The sequence below is a fragment of the Streptomyces sp. MBT53 genome (assembly GCF_016654115.1).
GTDB lineage: Bacteria > Actinomycetota > Actinomycetes > Streptomycetales > Streptomycetaceae > Streptomyces.
This window is the reverse complement of the sequence record NZ_JAEQAZ010000016.1, coordinates 68,262-85,627: the sequence shown is the minus strand read 5'-3', so window position 1 is coordinate 85,627 and position 17,366 is coordinate 68,262. Positions and strand designations below refer to the sequence as shown.

Here is a 17,366-nt window from a genome sequence, read left to right as displayed (position 1 = left end):
CCCCCTCAACTCCCCGTCGCCCCACCGCGATCAGCAAGGCGTCGAACGCCTCCGCCGCGTTCCCGGCCCGCAGCGCGAACACCCCGTTCAGCGCGTCGCTGTCCGTCGCAGCGGCGAGTCTTCGGGCCCGGTCGCCCTCGCCGGACTGCCAGGCGTCGCCGGCGGCGCGGTTGAGGAGGCGGGACTGTTCGCGGGGGTCGCGGGAGAGCGCGGCGGCGCGTTCCACCAGGGCGCAGGCGAGGGCGTGTTCGCCCGTCGCCCGCGCCTTGTCCGCAGCCGTACGGAGTTCCGCGGTGAGCCGCACGCTGGGGCCGAGCGCGCCCGCGCCCCGGTGCCAGGAGCGTCGGGGCGTCTCGCCCTCCGCGCGCAACACCCGTGCCAGCAGCCGGTGCACGTCCCGTCGGTCCGCCGGGGACGCTGTCTCGTACGCGGCGATCCTCGTCCACGCGTCGCGGAACACGACCCCGCCTGCCGTCGCCTGCGCGAACCCGGCCGCCTCGGCGGCTTCGAGGGGTCGGGTGTCTAGCCGGCCCGCCGCGACAGCACGGAGGAAGGCGTGGGTGGGGACCGGGTACTGGTCGGCGGCGGCGAGCAGCAGGAGCAGGCGGGTGTCGTCGGGCAGGGAACGGATCTCCCGGCGGTGCCGGCTCAGCAACTCCGGTGCCAGGGACGCCGGTTCGGTGGGGAGGGGGTCGAGTCCGGCGGCCTGGGGTGGGGTCAGGCGCGAGCGGAGTTCGGCGGCGGCGCGGGGGTCGCCGTAGGCCGCGCGGAGGAGGCGGATGTGAACGCCTTCGGGGAGCGCGGGATCGGGGGTTCGCCACACGTCGGTGCGCGACGGTGGCCAAGTGCGGTCCAGAGGTGGGGGGTTCACTGGTGTCACCACACAACTGACGTTACTGGCGAGTTAATTCACACGTAAAGACCGGCGATTTCGCCGATGCGGCGCGCGTAGACCCCGCTGACACTCCTGACAACCCCACCCGTATCAGGAGGCATCATGCAGCGCCACAAGCGTCGCATCGCCACGGCCCTGTCGGCCGTGACCACCTCGCTCCTTCTGTCACTCTCCCTGGCCTCGACGCCCGCCCACGCGGCGAGCCACGACCCCATCGTCTTCGTGCACGGCCTGAGCGGTTCGGCGAGCGGCTGGGACGACTGGGTCGCGGACTTCGAGGCCGACGGCTACTCCTCGTCCGAGCTGTTCGCGTGGTCGTACGACTGGACGCAGTCGAACGTCACGACCGCCTCGCAGCTGGCCACCGAGGTCAAGAGCGTGCTCGCGCAGACCGGGGCGTCGAAGGTCGACATCGTCGGTCACTCCATGGGGACGCTCAGCGCCCGCTACTTCCTGAAGAACCTGAGCGGCACGTCGTACGTGGACCACTTCGTGTCCGTCGCCGGCGTGAACCACGGCACCTCCATCGCCTCGCTGTGCGGCTGGCTGTACACCTCCTGCAAGGAGATGCAGACCGGGAGTTCCTTCCTCACCGCGCTCAACTCCGGTGACGAGACGCCCGGCAGCGTGTCGTACGCGGCCTACTGGTCGGACTGCGACGAGGCGATCAACCCGGACACCTCGGCCGAACTGAGCGGCGCCACCAATGTCGACGTCGGGTGCATCTCGCACACGAACATGAACAACGACCACGGCGTCTACGAACAGGTGCACGACTTCATCTCCTGACCCGCCCCAGGGCGACAGCGGGGGTGGTCACGGCCCGCAAGGGGGACAATCCGGGTAGGGACCGGTTCCCGTCCGGTCCTGCCCGGGAGGTCGCCATGCCGCTAGGGTCCGCAGGCTCCGGCACTGTGCCGCGGGACGCCGTCCACCACCCGCTGTTCGCCCGTTACTACGCCCGTTTCAGCGTGCGCGCCGAGTCACGGTTCGGCCTGTCCGGGATGCGGGAGAGGCTGCTCGCCGGGCTCTCCGGGCGGGTGATCGAGATCGGCGCGGGGAACGGACTGAACTTCGCGCACTATCCGGGCGCGGTCGCGGAGGTCGTCGCGATCGAGCCCGAGCGGACTCTGCGGCAGCTGGCCGTGGAGTCCGCGCTCCGTTCCGGGGTGCCCGTCGACGTGGTGCCGGGCGCGGCGGAGAAGCTGCCCGTCAAGAGCGAGGCCTTCGACGCGGTCGTGCTCTCGCTGGTGCTGTGCAGCGTGCGCGATGTGCCGCGGGCGCTCGCGGAGGCGCGGCGGGTGCTGCGGCCCGGCGGGGTCGTGCGGTTCTTCGAGCACGGCCGGGGCGGCGGACCGGCGATGGCGTTCACCCAGCGCGCCCTGGACCGCACCCTGTGGCCGCCGCTGAACGGAGGCTGCCATCTGGCCCGCGACCCGGTCGCCGAGCTGCGTGACGCCGGGTTCGAACTCGGGCCGTACCGTCGGGTGTTGATCCCGGAGAAGGGGCCCGCGCTGCCGACGTCCTACTGCGTTCTGGGCACGGCCTGGCGCCCGGTCACGGACGACTGATCACAGGCTCCACTGGCGCAACTCGTGCGCGATGTCGTCGACCGATGCCTCGCTGCTCTTCACCAACCGGGCCAGATCCCGGACCTGTTCGGGCGAGGTGATGACCTTCAGGCCGCTGGCGACGAGGTACGCGTAGGCGACGGCCGAGGCGAAGAGGGCGTTGGAGCGCTCCAACGCGGGGACGTGGATGAGGAGTTGGAGTAACGCGGCGGCGCGCGCGTGCGGGCTGTCGTAGACGGGGACGTCGAATATGTCGGCCTGGTGGCGGGCGACGGCGGCGACGAGCGCTCCCCAGTCGGTGACCTGGGGATCTCCGGGTGTGTTGTGTTCGGCGAGCATCAGCAGCCAGGCGAGGTCGATCCTGAGGTTGTTCAAGGGATCAGCGGCGACCTTCGCGGGTGCCCGCCCCGTCGGCGCCGAACTCGTCGGCGAAGACGGACTCGTACTGCTTCATGAAGTCGGCGGCGGCCTCGACGAAGGTGTGGCCGACCTCCCCGGTGTCCTGTCTGACCAGCTCTTCTATGTAGCGGTTGACGCTCATGCCACGGGCCAGGGCACGTTCCCGGGCCGCGCGGGCGGTGCCCTCGTCCACGCGTACGTTCAGCTGGGTCTTCGCCATACCTCAAAGCTAGCGCCGAACTGCTAGCAGGGGCAAGGGCTCGTCCCGTGGGTGGAGAGTGCCCCTTACACCGGTGTCGGGGGCCCGACCTGGGGCGGAGACCGCCTCGGTCGCACGGGGGATATCGGGTGTGCGCCGCGTCACCCTAGGCTCGGCCGGAAGTACGGAGTCGGGCACGTCCACGAGCGAGGGAACTCCAGGAGGCCGTCTTGTCCACACCTGCAGCGGAGCACGCCCCGGGTCAGGCCTCGGCCGACCGGATCGCGGCCCGCGCCCGCGGTCTGACCAAGGCGTACGGCTCGGGCGAGACGACCGTGCTCGCCCTGGACGCGGTGGACGTGGACATCGCGCGCGGTCGTTTCACCGCCGTCATGGGCCCCTCGGGCTCCGGGAAGTCCACGCTGATGCACTGCCTGGCGGGGCTCGACACCGTCTCGGCCGGGCAGGTGTGGCTGGGCGACACCGAGATAACGGGCCTGAAGGACCGCGAGCTGACCCGGCTGCGCCGGGACCGGATCGGGTTCATGTTCCAGTCGTTCAACCTCATCCCGACGCTCAACGCGGCCGAGAACATCACGCTGCCCATGGACATCGCCGGGCAGAAACCGGACCAGAAGTGGCTGGACCAGGTCATCGACACACTCGGGCTCCGGGACCGGCTCAAGCACCGGCCGTCCCAGCTGTCCGGCGGCCAGCAGCAGCGGGTGGCCTGCGCGCGGGCACTCGCCTCCCGGCCCGAGCTGATCTTCGCGGACGAGCCGACCGGCAACCTCGACTCACGGGCCGGTCTTGAGGTGCTCGGCTTCCTGCGGGACGCGGTCGACGGCCTGGGGCAGAGCGTGGTCATGGTCACCCACGACCCGGGCGCCGCCGCCCACTCCGACCTGGTGCTCTTCCTCGCGGACGGACGGATCGTGGACGAGATGGAGCGGCCGACGGCGGAGGGCGTACTGGAGCGCATGCGCCTCTTTTCTGGGGGAGACCCCCAGACCCCCGGGGTCGACCTGGCCAGGGGACAGACCGACGGGCCGTTGCCGCAGACCGAGGACAAGGACTGAACCCGTGCTGAAGGCGACCCTCCGGAGCTTCCTCGCGCACAAGGGAAGGCTGCTGCTCTCGGCGCTGGCCGTCGTGTTGTCCGTCGCGTTCGTCGCGGGCAGCCTGATCTTCTCCGACACGGTGACCCGCACCTTCGACCGCCTCTTCGCGTCCACGTCCGCCGATGTGACCGTCGAGCCGAAGCAGGACCTCAAGTCCTCGGTGCCCACCGGCGCGACCGAGACCGTGCCCGCCGCGCTGGCCGGGCAGGTGGCGAAGGTGGCCGGGGTCGCCGCGACGCACGCCGACGTGTCCGTGCAGAACATCGTCGTCGTCGACAGCAAGGACAAGTCGGTCGGGCCGACCACGGGCGCGCCCACCATCGCCACCGACTGGTACCTCACCGACCGCAGCCCGGTGAAACTGACCTCGGGACACGCCCCGCAGGGCGTCGGCCAGGCCCTCCTGGACGCGGACACCGCCGACAACAAGCACGTGAAGATCGGCGACACGCTCACCGTGCAGGCGCAGCCCGGCAGCTTCAAGGTCGAGATCGTCGGCATCGCGACCTTCACCACCACCAACCCGGGTGCCGCGCTGGTCTTCCTCGACCCCGCCACCGCGAAGTCTCAGCTCCTCGGCGCATCCGACCGCGCCACCAGCATCTCGGTGGACGCGGCCAAGGGCGTGTCCGACGCCGTGCTCAAGCAGCGGGTGGCCGCCGCGATCGGTTCGTCCGGCTCCTACGACATCAAGACCGCCGACGAGCAGGCCAAGTCGGCCGCCGCCGACCTGGGCGGCTTCCTCGACGTCATCAAGTACGTGATGCTGGGCTTCGCGGGCATCGCGGTCCTCGTCGGTGTGTTCCTGATCGTCAACACGTTCTCGATGCTGATCGCCCAACGCACCCGCGAACTGGGCCTGTTGCGCGCCCTCGGCGCCGACCGCAAGCAGGTACGGCGCTCGGTGCTCACCGAGGCGCTGCTGCTCGGCCTCATCGGTTCAACTCTGGGGCTGGCGGCCGGTATCGGACTCGCGGCCGGGCTGATCAAGCTCATGACCGCGTTCGGCATGAACCTCAAGACCACCGAGATGGTGGTGAGTTGGCCGACTCCCTTGGCGTCGTACGTCGTTGGGGTCGGGGTCACCTTCGTCGCCGCGTATCTCCCGGCCCGGCGGGCCGCGACGGTCTCGCCGATGGCGGCCCTCGCGGACGCCGAAGTCGCCGGTGTGGGACGGCCGTTGAGGGTGCGGGCGGTAGTGGGGTCGATCGTCGGCGCGATCGGCGTGGCCGCGCTCGCGGGCTGCGCGGCCGCGACGAAGACCGCATCGTCCGCCTCCTTCCTCGGCCTTGGCATCGTCCTGACCCTGATCGCGACCGTGATCGCGGGCCCACTCCTGGTCCGCCCGATGATCCGGGTGCTGGGCGGCGCCTTCCCCGCCCTGTTCGGCTCGGTCGGCCGGATGAGCCAGCGCAACGCCCTGCGCAACCCGCGCCGTACGGGCGCCACCGCGGCGGCCCTGATGGTGGGCCTGGCCCTGGTCGGCGGGATGTCGGTGGCGAGCGCGTCGATGTCCAAGTCCTTCGACCAGCAGATCGACAAGACCCTGGGCGCCGACTTCGTGATCCAGAACGGCAGTTTCGTGCCGTTCTCCAAGGAGGTCACGGACCATGTGCGCGCCACCGAGGGCGTCGGCCTGGTCGTACGCGCGCGGTTCGCGCCCCTCGCGGTCCGGCTGCCGGACGGCAAGCGGGTGGAGACGACGGCCGCCGGCTACGACAGCGCGCTCGACGACGTCGCCCACATCAAGTACGCGCAGGGGAACACGACTTCGGCACTCGCCGCCGGACACCTCGCCATGGACGTCGACTTCGCGAAGGACCACAAGGTACGGCTGGGCAGTGTGCTGCCCGTCGAGTTCCCGGGCGGACGCACCACGCGACTGACGGTGGGCGCGCTCAGCGACCAGGAGTCGGCGGGCGGGTTCGGGACGCAGGGCGGGCTGTTCTTCGGGATCGCCACGGTCGAGAAGTACGTCCCGAACGGCCAGGACTCCACGCTGTACGTGAACGCCGCCTCCGGCACCGGCGCCGACCAGCTCCGCAAGGCGCTGGACACGACGCTGAAGCCCTATCCGCAGGTACAGGTCCGCGACGAGGCCGACTACAAGAAGCTGGTCCACGACCAGATCGCCGTACTCCTGTATCTCGTCTACGCGTTGCTCGGGCTGGCCATCGTCATCGCGGTGCTCGGCGTGGTCAACACCCTTGCCCTGTCGGTCGTGGAGCGCACCCGGGAGATCGGCCTGCTGCGCGCGATCGGACTCGGACGGCGCCAACTGCGGCGGATGATCCGGCTGGAGTCGGTGGTGATCGCGGTGTTCGGCGCGGTGCTGGGGCTCGGGCTCGGCCTGGTGTGGGGCGTCTCCGCACAGCAAGTCCTGGCGCTCCAGGGCATGAAGGCGCTCGCGGTCCCTTGGACCACGATCGTCGCGGTCGTCATCGGCTCGGCGGTGGTCGGCATCGTGGCGGCCCTGCTGCCGGCGCTCCGTGCCTCCCGTATGAACGTGCTGGCGGCCATCGCGCACGAGTGATGGAATCGCGACGGTCGTTCTGAAGTCCCCCGCTGCTTAGGAGAGTTCATGCCGCGCCCGTTCCGCTTCGGGGCCAGTCTGCTCACGTCCGCGCCCGCCGACGAGTGGCGCACGAGATGCCGACGCGTCGAGGAACTCGACTACGACGTGATCCTGGTCCCCGACCATCTGGGCATGGTCGCGCCGTTCCCGGCACTGGTCGCTGCGGCGGACGCGACCGAGCGGCCACGGGTGGGCACGTTCGTGCTCAACGCGGGCTTCTGGAACCCGACTCTGCTGGCCCGCGAGGTCGCGACGACCAATGACCTGACGGGCGGTCGCCTCGAACTCGGCCTGGGCACCGGCTACATCCAGGCCGAGCACGACACGGCGGGGCTGCCCTTCGGTGCGCCGGGCGAACGCGTGGACCATCTCCGGCGCACCGTCGAGGAGTTGGCGCGACTGCTGGAGACCACGGAGACCCGGGTACCGCTGCTCCTGGGCGGCAACGGCGACCGCATGCTGCGGCTGACCGCCGAGCACGCGGACATCGCGGCGTTCACGGGTGCGCGGCTGGTGCCGGGCGACACAGAGGGCAAACTGGTGCCGGTCGACTCCGCCGAGTTCGGTCAACGGGTCGCCCGCTACCGGGAGTTCGCGGCCGACCGGGCGGAACCCGCCGAACTCAACCTGCTGATCCAGATGGTGGCGGTGACCGACGACCCCGCGAGCGCGCTCCGGCCGCTGCTGGAGCGCCGACCGGACCTCACCCTGGAGCAGGTGCTCGACCTCCCCGTGATGCTGGTCGGCACCCTGGATCACATCACCGCGAAGCTGCGCGCGCTGCGCGACCGGCACGGGTTCTCGTATCTCACCGTCCTGGAGCCGCACATGGACGCGTTCGCGCCGGTCGTCGAGGAACTGCGCCGAAACCCGCTCGCCGCACCCGCCGACCCTCTGCTTGGCTCGTCCCATGAGTGATCTTCACATCCGCAGCGCGGCCCTCTCCGACATCGACGCCGTGCTGGCGTTCTGGGGCGAGGCCGCCGAAGGCACGAGCATCAGCGACGACCGCGACGGCGTGGCCCGGCTCATCGAGAGGGACCCCGACGCGCTGATCCTCGCGGAGCACGACGGGCGGCTCGTCGGGTCCGTGATCGCCGGGTTCGACGGCTGGCGCTGTCACCTCTACCGGCTGGCCGTGCACCCGGAGCAGCGCCGACAGGGCATCGGCTCGGCGTTGCTGACGGCGGCCGAGGAGCGGTTCGTGGCGCTGGGCGGGCGGCGTGGGGACGCGATGGTGCTGGAACGCAACGAGACCGGGCAGCATGCGTGGCGCGCGGCGGGGTATGCACGCGAGGACCACTGGCGGCGCTGGGTGAAGCACCTCACCATCTGATCGCTTTGCTCATCCTTTACCATTGGCGGACGACCCGGAACTTCAGCTTCTCCTCGAAAGGTGTGAGCGTCCGCCCATGGGCGAGCCTCCCAGTACGCGACATCGCGCGAACCTCCCTGCCCTGTCCGATCATGGGACGGAGGTGACCCGATGACCGAAGTGCTTCTGCTGCTGGTGGCGATCCTGCTCTCGCTCCTCTGCGGCGCCTTCGTCGCGGCCGAGTTCTCACTGACCACCGTCGAGCGCGGCGAGCTGGAGCGCGCGGTCGAGCGCGGCGAGCGGGGCGCCTCCGGTGCCCTGAAGGCCGTACGGAATCTGACCTTCCAGCTCTCCGGCGCCCAGCTCGGCATCACCGTCACCAACCTGGTCGTCGGCATGCTCTCCGAGCCGTCGATCGCCGCACTCATCGCGGGCCCCCTGGAGTCGCTGGGCATCTCGCATTCGGCGTCGAGGTCCGTCGCGCTGGTGCTGGGTACGGCGCTGTCGACGGTGTTCCTGATGGTCGTAGGCGAGCTGGTGCCGAAGAACTGGGCGATCTCCTCGCCGCTGGCCGTGGCCAAACGGGTGGGCAACGCGCAGCGCTGGTTCAGTGCCTTGTTCCGCCCGTTCATCAGCCATCTGAACAACACGGCCAACCACGTGGTGCGGGCCTTCGGCCTGGAGCCCGCCGAGGAGCTGGCCTCCGCGCGCGGGCCGCAGGAGCTGGCCGCGCTGGCCCGGCACTCCGCCAAGCAGGGCGCCCTGGAGCCGGACACCGCCGAGTTGTTCGTCCGCACCCTGAACCTCGCCGACCTCACCGCGGAGAACGTGATGACGCCCCGCGTCCAGGTCGTCGCCCTCGACGCCCAGGCGACCTGCGAGGACGTGGCCAACGCGACCCGTGCGACCGGGCTGTCCCGGTTCCCGGTCTACCGCGGCAGCCTCGACGACGTCGTCGGCACCGTGCACATCAAGGACGTCCTGGCGGTACCGGCGGACCGGCGAGCCCGCTTCCCCCTCTCCGACGTGCTGCGCGAACCCCTCCTCGTCCCCGAGTCCCTCACCGTCGACCGCCTCCTGGACCGGCTTTCCGGCAAGCGCACGATGGCCGTCGTCATCGACGAGTACGGCGGTACGGCCGGGGTCGCGACCCTGGAGGACATCGTCGAGGAGGTCGTGGGAGAGGTACGGGACGAGCACGACCCGCACGAGACGCCCGACCTGGCATCGGCGGGCACGGACGACGAGGGCCGGACGCTGTACTCGGCGGACGGCGCCGCCCGCATGGACCAGCTCGCGCGCGTCGGACTGCGGGCACCCGAGGGGCCGTACGAGACGCTGGCCGGTCTGGTCGCCACCGAGCTGGGGCGGATCCCCGAGGTCGGGGACACCGTCGCGGTCACCGGGTGGCGGATCGACGTCGTGGACGCGTCGGGGCGGCGGGCCGCGCGGCTGCTGCTGCACGCGCCGCGAGCCGCATCCGGTCCCGACTCGGCTTCCGGTTCGGGTTCCGATTCCGGTTCCGACTCCGCGAAGGGGGAGCTGTGACCGCCGTACAACTGCTGATCGGGTTGGCGACGCTGGTCGTCAACGCCTTCTTCGTGGGCGCCGAGTTCGCGCTGATCTCGGTGCGCCGCAGCCAGATCGAGCCGCACGCCGAGCAGGGCGACCGGCGCGCCAAGAGCGTGCTGTGGGGGCTTGAGCACGTGTCCGTGCTGCTGGCCGCGGCCCAGCTCGGCATCACGCTGTGCACGCTGGTGCTCGGCATCGTCGCCGAGCCGGCGATCGCGCATCTGCTGGAGCCGGTGTTCCACGCGGTCGGTGTCCCGGAGAGCGCGGGACACGCGGTGTCCTTCGTGATCGCGCTTTCCGCCGCGACCTATCTACACATGCTGCTCGGCGAGATGGTGCCGAAGAACATCGCGCTCGCCGAGCCGGTGCGCAGCGCGCTGCTGCTGGGACCGCCGCTCGTGACGCTGTCCCGGGCGCTGCGTCCGGTGATCTTCACGATCAACGCGTTCGCCAACACGCTGCTCAAGCTGCTGCGCGTCGAGGTCAAGGACGAGGTCACGGCGACCTTCTCGGACGCCGAACTCGCCCGGATCGTGCGGGACTCCGGCGAGGCGGGCCTCATCGACGAGCGCGCCCGGGAGCGGCTGAACGACGCCCTGGAACTGGGCAGCAGGCCGGTCCGGGACGTCGTACTCCCCCTCGAACGCGTCGACTACGTGGTGGCGGGCATCACCCCGGCCGAGCTGGAGGTGCTGTCGGCCGAGTCCGGCTTCTCCCGCTTCCCGGTCGTCGACGACGAGCGCCGGATCATCGGCTACCTCCACGTCAAGGACGCGCTCGACGCGTCGCCGCGCGACGAGCCGTTCAAGGTGGAGGACATGCGCTCCATCGCGAACATCCGGGAGAGCACGCCCATGGACGACGTCCTCACCGCGATGCGCAGGGGCCGTACGCACCTCGCGGCGGTCCTCGACGAGGAGGGGCGGCTGACCGGTCTGGTGACCATGGAGGACGTGCTGCGGGAGCTGTTCGGGCAGCGGGCGTAGGCCCGGACCCCGATCGGGGAGGGGGACCGACCGGCAGGTATGGACGCGGGATATCATCTTCGTCGCCATGCAGACGAATCCCACGCACACCAGCCTGGTCGCGATCGGCGACTCCTTCACCGAGGGCATGTCGGACCTGCTCCCGGACGGCACCTACCGGGGCTGGGCCGACCTCCTCGCCGGCCGGATGGCCGCCCGGACGCCCGGCTTCCGGTACGCCAACCTCGCCGTACGCGGCAAGCTGATCGCACAGATCGTCGAGGAACAGGTCGGCCCCGCGGCGGCCATGCAGCCCGATGTCATCACGCTGGTCGGCGGCCTGAACGACACCCTGCGCCCCAAGTGCGACATGGGCCGGGTGCGCGCCCTGCTGGAAGAAGCCGTCGAACGCCTCACGCCCGCCTGCAAGCACCTGGTGCTGATGCGCAGCCCCGGCCGCCAGGGCCCGGTCCTGGAGCGCTTCCGGCCGCGCATGGAGGAGCTCTTCGCCTGCGTCGACGACCTCGCCGACCGGCACGGCGCCCTGGTCGTCGACCTGTACGGCGCCCCCTCGCTCGCCGACCCGCGCGCGTGGGACGTCGATCGCCTCCACCTCACGGATGAGGGCCACCGCCGGGTCGCCGAGGCGGTATGGCAGACCCTCGGCTACGAGGCCGAGGACCCGGAGTGGCGCACCCCGATGCCGCCGACCCCGCCCCCGAACTGGACCGCCCGCCGCGTGGAGGACGTCCGCTTCACCCGCCAGTACCTCCTCCCCTGGATAGGCCGCCGCCTCACCGGCCGCTCCTCGGGGGACGGCCTCTCCCCCAAGCGCCCGGACCTCCTCCCCTACGAGGGCCCGGCGGCGTAACTCCCCATGACCACGCGGGTGATCAACGTCAGGGGCCGGATTCACGAGTACGGCCCTCAGCTGGAACTCGCCCCCACGGATCTCGTCTACGTCGGCCGCCGCTGGACCCTCGGCGGCTGGGACCTCCCCCGCCACCCGCTCTACAACCCCTTCGCCTACGACACCCCCACGCGCCGCCGGGACGGCACGCGCGCGGAGGTGATGGCGAAGTACCGGGCGTATCTGCTGGAGCGCCCCGACCTGCTGGCCCTGGTGCCGGAGCTGCGCGGACGCACCCTGGCGTGCTGGTGCGCGCCGCTGCTGTGCCATGCGGAGGTGCTGGCCGACCTCGCGGACTCGGGACCGTGACGGAGGTCTCGTAGCTTCCGACGAAGGTGGCTGTGGCGCTGGCCTGCACTAATCGCCAGTAGAATCCGTACACGTGACTTCCGCTGCCGCCAAGCCCCGCATCCCGAACGTCCTCGCCGGACGTTACGCCTCCACCGAGCTCGCCACGCTCTGGTCGCCCGAGCAGAAGGTGAAGCTGGAGCGGCAGCTCTGGCTCGCCGTGCTGCGGGCCCAGAAGGACCTCGGGATCGAGGTGCCGGACGCGGCGATCGCGGACTACGAGCGTGTCCTCGACCAGGTCGACCTGGCCTCGATCGCCGAGCGCGAGAAGGTCACCCGGCACGACGTGAAGGCGCGGATCGAGGAGTTCAACGACCTCGCCGGGCACGAGCAGGTACACAAGGGCATGACGTCCCGGGACCTGACGGAGAACGTCGAGCAGTTGCAGATCCGGCTCTCGCTGGAGCTGATGCGCGACCGTACGGTGGCCGTCCTGGCCCGGCTCGGCAAGCTGGCCGGCGAGTACGGCGAGCTGGTCATGGCTGGCCGCTCGCACAACGTGGCCGCGCAGGCGACCACCCTGGGCAAGCGTTTCGCTACGGCGGCCGACGAGCTGCTCGTGGCGTACGGCCGGGTCGAGGAGCTGCTGGGCCGTTACCCGCTGCGCGGCATCAAGGGCCCCGTGGGCACGGCTCAGGACATGCTGGACCTGCTCGGCGGTGACGCGGCGAAGCTCGCGGAGCTGGAGCAGCGGATCGCCTCCCACCTCGGTTTCTCGCAGGCGTTCACCTCGGTCGGCCAGGTGTACCCGCGCTCGCTGGACTACGAGGTCGTGACCGCGCTGGTGCAGGTCGCGGCGGCGCCCTCGTCGCTCGCGAAGACGATCCGGCTGATGGCCGGGCACGAGCTGGTCACCGAGGGCTTCAAGCCGGGCCAGGTCGGTTCCTCCGCGATGCCGCACAAGATGAACACCCGCTCCTGCGAGCGCGTCAACGGCCTGATGGTCATCCTGCGCGGCTACGCGTCGATGACCGGCGAGCTGGCGGGCGACCAGTGGAACGAGGGCGACGTCTCCTGCTCGGTGGTGCGCCGGGTGGCCCTCCCCGACGCGTTCTTCGCGCTCGACGGGCTGCTGGAGACGTTCCTGACCGTGCTCGACGAGTTCGGCGCGTTCCCGGCGGTCGTGGCACGTGAGCTGGACCGCTATCTGCCGTTCCTCGCGACGACCAAGGTGCTGATGGCCGCCGTCCGCGCGGGTGTCGGCCGCGAGGTCGCGCACGAGGCCATCAAGGAGAACGCGGTCGCCTCCGCGCTGGCGATGCGCGAGCAGGGCGCCGAGCGCAACGAACTGCTGGACAAGCTCGCCGCCGACGAGCGCATCCCGCTGGACCGCGCCGAGTTGGACGCCCTGATGGCCGACAAGCTGTCCTTCACCGGCGCCGCCGCCGACCAGGTCGCCGCCGTGGTCGCCCGCGTCGAGGAGATCGCGAAGCAGCACCCGGAGGCCGCGGGCTACACCCCCGGGGCGATCCTCTGACGCCTCCGATGCCTCTGACGCCCCCGACGCCCCCGATGCCTCCGAAGCGCTTCACCCAGGCCGAGTTGGAGGCCGCCCGCGACCGTCTCGTACCGGACGTCGTCGCGGACGGCCTCGGTGTCCTGTTCTGCGGTATCAACCCCGGTCTGATGACGGCGGCCACGGGCCATCACTTCGCCCGTCCCGGCAACCGCTTCTGGCCGGTGCTGCATCTGTCCGGCTTCACACCGAGGCTCATGAAGCCTTCGGAGCAGGGCGAGTTGCTGTCGTTCGGGCTCGGCATCACGAACGTGGTGGCACGAGCGACGGCACGGGCCGACGAGCTGAGCGCGGAGGAGTACCGGGAGGGCGGGCAGTCGCTCGCGTCGAAGCTGGCGGGGTGGCAGCCGCGGTGGCTGGCGGTGCTCGGAGTCACCGCGTACCGGGCGGCATTTGACGACCGGAAGGCCCAAGTGGGTCCACAGGAGCGGATGTTCGGGGACACGCGGGTGTGGGTGCTGCCCAATCCGAGCGGGCTGAACGCGCATTGGACGGCGGCGACGATGGCGGAGGAGTTCGGGCGGTTGCGGGAGGCTGCGCGGGGCTAGGGTCTGTCTGTCCGGCTGGTCAGGGTGGGTCTGTCTCCGTGACGACGGCCAGGAGTTGGAACGGGAGTTCCTTGTCCCACTGGGATATGCCGAGGGCGATCCATCGGTCCTCGTCCGGCGGCTTCCACAGCTGGACATCCGGCACGTGCGAGCTGAGGGAGGCCCAGGGCTCCGGAATGTCCTCGCCGTCCCCCGCCCGTTCGAACGTGCCTGCCAGGCTGATGACATCGGGCGCTCCCCAGCGCCCGATCAGCCACTCTCCGAGTCCGTCCCGGTCGAATTCGTACTGCGTCTCGGTCTCCTCCCGCTCCGTGCCGTCGTCCTCCCAGAAGTCGCCGCTCGTCTGTAATTCGGCGATGTGATAGCCAGGTCCCCCCGTACCCACGTCCGTCCTGCCGTGCTCCGCGGGGAAGTCCCGGGTGCGCAGCAGGTCGATCGTGGTCAGCCAGTGCGTGATGTTCATGGTTCCAGTGAACCGGCCACCACTGACAATTGGCGGGGCGTCAGTGACTGCCCCTGATCAGGCGTCCCGGCGCCGCACGCTCCACGCCCCGGCCGCCAGGGCCACCGCCGTCCACAGCGCTGTCACCGTGAGCCCGGTCCAGGGGCCCATCGCGCCGTCCCAGGTCTCGTGCAGCACCACCTGGCCGGCCCGGTCGGGCAGCAGGTCCGCGATGTTGTTCGACATGTCGCCGATGACGAAGGACACGATCAGCAGGAACGGGATGAGGATGCCCAGCGTGGCCGCACCGCTGCGCAGCAGCGCCGTGAGTCCGGCCGCGAACAGTGCCATCAGAGTGAGATAGACGGCGCAGCCGACGACTCCGCGCACCTGGTCCGCCCAGCCCAGCCCGTCGGTCTTCGCGCCGAGCACCGCCTTGCCCACCAGTAGCGTCACGACACCGGTGAGCAGGCCGACGGCCAGCACGGGTACGGCGATCGCCGTCGCCTTGGCCGCGAACCAGCGCCCCCGGCGCGGCACCGCGGCCAGCGACAGCCGTAGCGCTCCACCCTGGAACTCGGAGGACACTGCGGCCGTGCCGAAGGCGATCGCCGCGATCTGTCCGAAGCTCACGCCGAAGAAGACCGAGAAGAGCGGGTCGAAGTCGTCTCCCCCGGTGTCGGACGAGGCGAGCGCGGAGAAGAGTGCCGTCACCGCGACGATCGTGGCGAGAGACACGATCTGGGAGCGCAGGCTACGGATCTTGATCCACTCGGAGTGGAACACGGGCGTGAATGCCATGGTCAGGCCTCCTGGTGGGATGCGGTGAACTCGGTCTCGGTGGCGGTCAGATCGAAATAGGCCTGTTCCAACGTGCCCTCCGCAGGGGTCAGTTCGAGGATCGGTACACCCGCCGCCGACAACAGGGTGCCGATCTCGTCCACGCGTGCGTGCGCCACGGTCCAGTGCCCGTCCTCCTGCTCCACGGCGTCGTGACCGTGCCCGGCGAGCGCTGCCTTGAGCGCACCGGCGTCCGTCGTACGGATGAGTACGTGGGGCTGCACGCGCGCGTCGATGAAGTCCCGCATGGGCGTGTCGGCGAGGAGTCGGCCGCGGCCGAGGACGACCAGGTGGTCGGCGAAGGAGGCGGTCTCGTTCATGAGGTGGCTGGAGACCAGGACCGTGCGGCCCTCCGCCGCCAGCCGGCGCAGCAACTCCCGGATCCAGACGATGCCTTCGGGATCGAGGCCGTTCGACGGCTCATCCAGCAGGATGACTTCGGGATCACCCAGGAGGGCACCCGCGATGCCCAGCCGCTGCCGCATGCCCAGGGAGTACGTCTTCACTCGGCGTCGCGCGACCGACGCGAGTCCCGTCTCCTCCAGTACCGCGTCGACCCGGGCGGCCGGGATGCGGTTGCTCGCGGCGAGGGCACGCAGGTGGTCGCGGCCGGTGCGGGAGCCGTGGGCGGCCTGGGCGTCGAGCAGGGCGCCCACATGGCGCAGGGGCTCGGTGAGTTCGGCGTAGGGGCGGCCTCCGACGGTGGCGGTTCCGGAGGTGGGCCGGTCGAGGCCGAGGACGAGGCGCATGGTGGTGGACTTTCCGGCGCCGTTGGGACCGAGAAAGCCGGTCACCTTGCCGGGACGGACGCCGAAGGTGACATGGTCCACGGCCCGTCGGGTGCCGAACTCCTTGGTGAGGTCTCGTACGTCGATGCTGGTCATGACCAACAGCCTGGCCGTTCAAGGGAGTTGGGGCCTCCCCCGTCGGTGGAGATCGTCTCCCCCGCCCGGGGGAGGCCGATTGTCGGTGCCGGCTGTCACGATGTCGGAATGGCCCGCTTCCTGCGCCCGCTGCTCCGGGGGACGACGTACACGCGTCTGCTGCACCTCTGGGTGCCGATGCTGATCACCAGCGTGTGGATCTTCATCAGCCCGGAGACTCCGTACGCACCCGCGCTCATGCTGATCCCGGTCGGTCTGATCCCGGCCGTGCGGATCGGCGAGGGGGTGCAGGCGCAGCTGCTGCTGACGCCGGGCAAGGAGAACTCGGGGATCTCCGTGGCACCCTCGGCGACCTGGCGGGACCGGGGCCGGACCGTGTTGTGGCTGGAGGCCCGGATGGCGCTGGGCTGGGTGACCACGTTCGCCTGCGTCTGGTGCCCGGTCATCTCCTTCCAGCTGATCGAGACCGCACGCGGGCGCGTGCCCGACGACGTCTGGGTCCTCGAGGAGGCGTCACCGAGCGGGTGGTACGCCTGGCTGGCACCGCTCCCCGTGATCGCGTTGTACGGCGCCGTCGTCGGCCTCGGCAAGCTGGCCACGTCGACGGCCCGCGTGTTGCTCGGTCCCTCGCGCGCGGAGCAGCTCGCCGCCCTGGAGGAGCGCACCGAGCAGTTGCTGGAGCGCAATCGCATCGCGCGGGAGTTGCACGACTCCATCGGGCACGCGTTGACGGTGGCGGTGGTGCAGGCGGGTGCCGCCCGTGCGGCGGGTGACCCGGAGTTCACCGAGCGGGCGCTGGGTGCCATCGAGGAGACCGGCCGGGCCGCGCTGGAGGATCTGGAGCGGGTGTTGGGCGTACTGCGTGAGGCGGAGCGGCCGGTGAGCAGTCGGCCGACGCTGGTGGACGCCGATCGGCTGTGGGAGTCCGCGCGGGCGTCCGGGGCGAAGGTCGACGCGGAGGTGACCGGGCCGTTGGAGACGGTGCCGGGACCGGTCTCCCGGGAGGGGTACCGGATTCTTCAGGAGGCGCTGACGAATGTGCTGCGGCACGCGGGGTCGGTACCCGTCCGGGTCCGTATTCAGGTCGCGGACGGCACGCTCCATCTGGAGGTGCGCAATCCGCTGACGGCGGCGATATCCGGGCCGGGCAGGGGCAGTGGGCTGCGGGGCATACGCGAGCGGGCCGCGCTGCTCGGAGGCCGGGCGTACACGGGGCCCGACGAGGGCGACTGGCAGGTGCATGCGGAGCTGCCGCTGAGCTGATCT

Annotated in this window: 18 protein-coding genes and 1 pseudogene; 13 read left to right on the top strand and 6 right to left on the bottom strand. The window is 70.8% G+C overall.

All coding sequences use genetic code 11. The annotated features are described in order from the left end of the window. Positions 1 to 880: pseudogene (locus JHN45_RS09065) on the bottom strand (LuxR family transcriptional regulator); the annotation flags it as partial. 117 nt (positions 881 to 997) lie between these two features. Between JHN45_RS09065 and JHN45_RS09060 the strand changes: the two are divergent. Together JHN45_RS09060 and JHN45_RS09055 are read left to right on the top strand one after the other, a co-directional pair. Next, on the top strand, positions 998 to 1,684 hold the full coding sequence (locus JHN45_RS09060) for a triacylglycerol lipase (protein WP_200711050.1): 687 nt from the start codon (positions 998 to 1,000) through the stop codon (positions 1,682 to 1,684). 95 nt (positions 1,685 to 1,779) lie between these two features. Further along, complete coding sequence (locus tag JHN45_RS09055; protein ID WP_200711051.1) at positions 1,780 to 2,466, top strand: class I SAM-dependent methyltransferase; 687 nt, start codon at positions 1,780 to 1,782, stop codon at positions 2,464 to 2,466. Here JHN45_RS09055 and JHN45_RS09050 read toward each other — a convergent pair whose 3' ends face one another. Further along, positions 2,467 to 2,841 (bottom strand): fic family toxin-antitoxin system, toxin component, encoded by a 375-nt coding sequence (locus tag JHN45_RS09050; protein WP_200711052.1) that lies wholly within the window; start codon positions 2,839 to 2,841, stop codon positions 2,467 to 2,469. A 4-nt stretch (positions 2,842 to 2,845) separates the two neighbouring features. After that, complete coding sequence (locus tag JHN45_RS09045) at positions 2,846 to 3,085, bottom strand: toxin-antitoxin system HicB family antitoxin (protein WP_200711053.1); 240 nt, start codon at positions 3,083 to 3,085, stop codon at positions 2,846 to 2,848. 209 nt (positions 3,086 to 3,294) lie between these two features. On the opposite strand from JHN45_RS09045, the gene JHN45_RS09040 reads away from it, so the two are divergent. The 10 genes from JHN45_RS09040 to mug all read left to right on the top strand — a co-directional run bounded on the left by JHN45_RS09040 (position 3,295) and on the right by mug (position 13,934). Beyond that, positions 3,295 to 4,143: an ABC transporter ATP-binding protein gene (locus JHN45_RS09040; protein WP_200711054.1), complete on the top strand. Its 849-nt coding sequence runs from the start codon at positions 3,295 to 3,297 to the stop codon at positions 4,141 to 4,143. Positions 4,144 to 4,147: 4 nt separating this feature from the next. Next, positions 4,148 to 6,718: an ABC transporter permease gene (locus JHN45_RS09035; protein WP_200711055.1), complete on the top strand. Its 2,571-nt coding sequence runs from the start codon at positions 4,148 to 4,150 to the stop codon at positions 6,716 to 6,718. Between the two features lie 48 nt (positions 6,719 to 6,766). Continuing rightward, on the top strand, positions 6,767 to 7,678 hold the full coding sequence (locus JHN45_RS09030) for an LLM class F420-dependent oxidoreductase (protein WP_201048623.1): 912 nt from the start codon (positions 6,767 to 6,769) through the stop codon (positions 7,676 to 7,678). Next, entirely contained in the window at positions 7,671 to 8,096 is a 426-nt protein-coding gene (locus JHN45_RS09025) for a GNAT family N-acetyltransferase (protein ID WP_201048622.1), read from the top strand. The genes JHN45_RS09030 and JHN45_RS09025 overlap by 8 nt, the downstream gene beginning before the upstream one ends. A 150-nt stretch (positions 8,097 to 8,246) precedes the next feature. Continuing rightward, a complete protein-coding gene (locus JHN45_RS09020) occupies positions 8,247 to 9,623 on the top strand; it encodes a hemolysin family protein (RefSeq protein WP_201048621.1) in 1,377 nt (458 codons plus the stop codon). Next, on the top strand, positions 9,620 to 10,633 hold the full coding sequence (locus JHN45_RS09015) for a hemolysin family protein (protein ID WP_200711059.1): 1,014 nt from the start codon (positions 9,620 to 9,622) through the stop codon (positions 10,631 to 10,633). Before JHN45_RS09020 ends, JHN45_RS09015 begins: the two co-directional genes overlap by 4 nt. Before the next feature lie 67 nt (positions 10,634 to 10,700). Beyond that, complete coding sequence (locus JHN45_RS09010) at positions 10,701 to 11,483, top strand: SGNH/GDSL hydrolase family protein (protein WP_200711060.1); 783 nt, start codon at positions 10,701 to 10,703, stop codon at positions 11,481 to 11,483. Between the two features lie 6 nt (positions 11,484 to 11,489). Next, the gene (locus tag JHN45_RS09005; RefSeq protein ID WP_200711061.1) at positions 11,490 to 11,831 is read left to right on the top strand and encodes a DUF4326 domain-containing protein; all 342 of its coding nucleotides are present in this window, start codon (positions 11,490 to 11,492) and stop codon (positions 11,829 to 11,831) included. Positions 11,832 to 11,904: 73 nt separating this feature from the next. Continuing rightward, on the top strand, positions 11,905 to 13,347 hold the full coding sequence (purB, locus tag JHN45_RS09000; protein WP_200711062.1) for an adenylosuccinate lyase: 1,443 nt from the start codon (positions 11,905 to 11,907) through the stop codon (positions 13,345 to 13,347). 35 nt (positions 13,348 to 13,382) lie between these two features. Continuing rightward, the gene (gene mug / locus JHN45_RS08995) at positions 13,383 to 13,934 is read left to right on the top strand and encodes a G/U mismatch-specific DNA glycosylase (RefSeq protein ID WP_200711063.1); all 552 of its coding nucleotides are present in this window, start codon (positions 13,383 to 13,385) and stop codon (positions 13,932 to 13,934) included. A gap of 19 nt (positions 13,935 to 13,953) precedes the next feature. Here the strand turns inward: mug and JHN45_RS08990 are convergent, their stop codons facing one another. Genes JHN45_RS08990 through JHN45_RS08980 form a run of 3 tightly spaced genes read right to left on the bottom strand, consistent with a single transcriptional unit; the run spans position 13,954 to position 16,100 of the window. Continuing rightward, positions 13,954 to 14,397, bottom strand: coding sequence for a hypothetical protein (locus JHN45_RS08990; protein ID WP_200711064.1), 444 nt, complete (start codon positions 14,395 to 14,397; stop codon positions 13,954 to 13,956). Positions 14,398 to 14,454: 57 nt separating this feature from the next. Further along, positions 14,455 to 15,177 (bottom strand): ABC transporter permease subunit, encoded by a 723-nt coding sequence (locus JHN45_RS08985; protein WP_200711065.1) that lies wholly within the window; start codon positions 15,175 to 15,177, stop codon positions 14,455 to 14,457. A gap of 2 nt (positions 15,178 to 15,179) precedes the next feature. Then, positions 15,180 to 16,100 carry an ABC transporter ATP-binding protein gene (locus tag JHN45_RS08980; RefSeq protein WP_200711066.1) on the bottom strand — a complete coding sequence of 307 codons (921 nt, stop codon included), beginning with the start codon at positions 16,098 to 16,100 and terminating at the stop codon, positions 15,180 to 15,182. A gap of 108 nt (positions 16,101 to 16,208) precedes the next feature. Between JHN45_RS08980 and JHN45_RS08975 the strand changes: the two genes are divergently transcribed. Beyond that, positions 16,209 to 17,363: a sensor histidine kinase gene (locus JHN45_RS08975; RefSeq protein ID WP_200711067.1), complete on the top strand. Its 1,155-nt coding sequence runs from the start codon at positions 16,209 to 16,211 to the stop codon at positions 17,361 to 17,363. Positions 17,364 to 17,366 lie beyond the last annotated feature (3 nt).

Excerpts from the sequence above, each read along its gene's own strand:
- JHN45_RS09060 (WP_200711050.1), top strand. The coding sequence starts at position 998 with ATGCAGCGCCACAAGCGTCGCATCGCCACGGCCCTGTCGGCCGTGACC.
- JHN45_RS09055 (WP_200711051.1), top strand. The coding sequence starts at position 1,780 with ATGCCGCTAGGGTCCGCAGGCTCCGGCACTGTGCCGCGGGACGCCGTC.
- JHN45_RS09045 (WP_200711053.1), bottom strand. The coding sequence starts at position 3,085 with ATGGCGAAGACCCAGCTGAACGTACGCGTGGACGAGGGCACCGCCCGC.
- JHN45_RS09030 (WP_201048623.1), top strand. The coding sequence starts at position 6,767 with ATGCCGCGCCCGTTCCGCTTCGGGGCCAGTCTGCTCACGTCCGCGCCC.
- JHN45_RS09025 (WP_201048622.1), top strand. The coding sequence starts at position 7,671 with ATGAGTGATCTTCACATCCGCAGCGCGGCCCTCTCCGACATCGACGCC.
- JHN45_RS09020 (WP_201048621.1), top strand. The coding sequence starts at position 8,247 with ATGACCGAAGTGCTTCTGCTGCTGGTGGCGATCCTGCTCTCGCTCCTC.
- JHN45_RS09010 (WP_200711060.1), top strand. The coding sequence starts at position 10,701 with ATGCAGACGAATCCCACGCACACCAGCCTGGTCGCGATCGGCGACTCC.
- JHN45_RS09005 (WP_200711061.1), top strand. The coding sequence starts at position 11,490 with ATGACCACGCGGGTGATCAACGTCAGGGGCCGGATTCACGAGTACGGC.
- mug (WP_200711063.1), top strand. The coding sequence starts at position 13,383 with ATGCCTCCGAAGCGCTTCACCCAGGCCGAGTTGGAGGCCGCCCGCGAC.
- JHN45_RS08990 (WP_200711064.1), bottom strand. The coding sequence starts at position 14,397 with ATGAACATCACGCACTGGCTGACCACGATCGACCTGCTGCGCACCCGG.
- JHN45_RS08985 (WP_200711065.1), bottom strand. The coding sequence starts at position 15,177 with ATGGCATTCACGCCCGTGTTCCACTCCGAGTGGATCAAGATCCGTAGC.
- JHN45_RS08980 (WP_200711066.1), bottom strand. The coding sequence starts at position 16,100 with ATGACCAGCATCGACGTACGAGACCTCACCAAGGAGTTCGGCACCCGA.
- JHN45_RS08975 (WP_200711067.1), top strand. The coding sequence starts at position 16,209 with ATGGCCCGCTTCCTGCGCCCGCTGCTCCGGGGGACGACGTACACGCGT.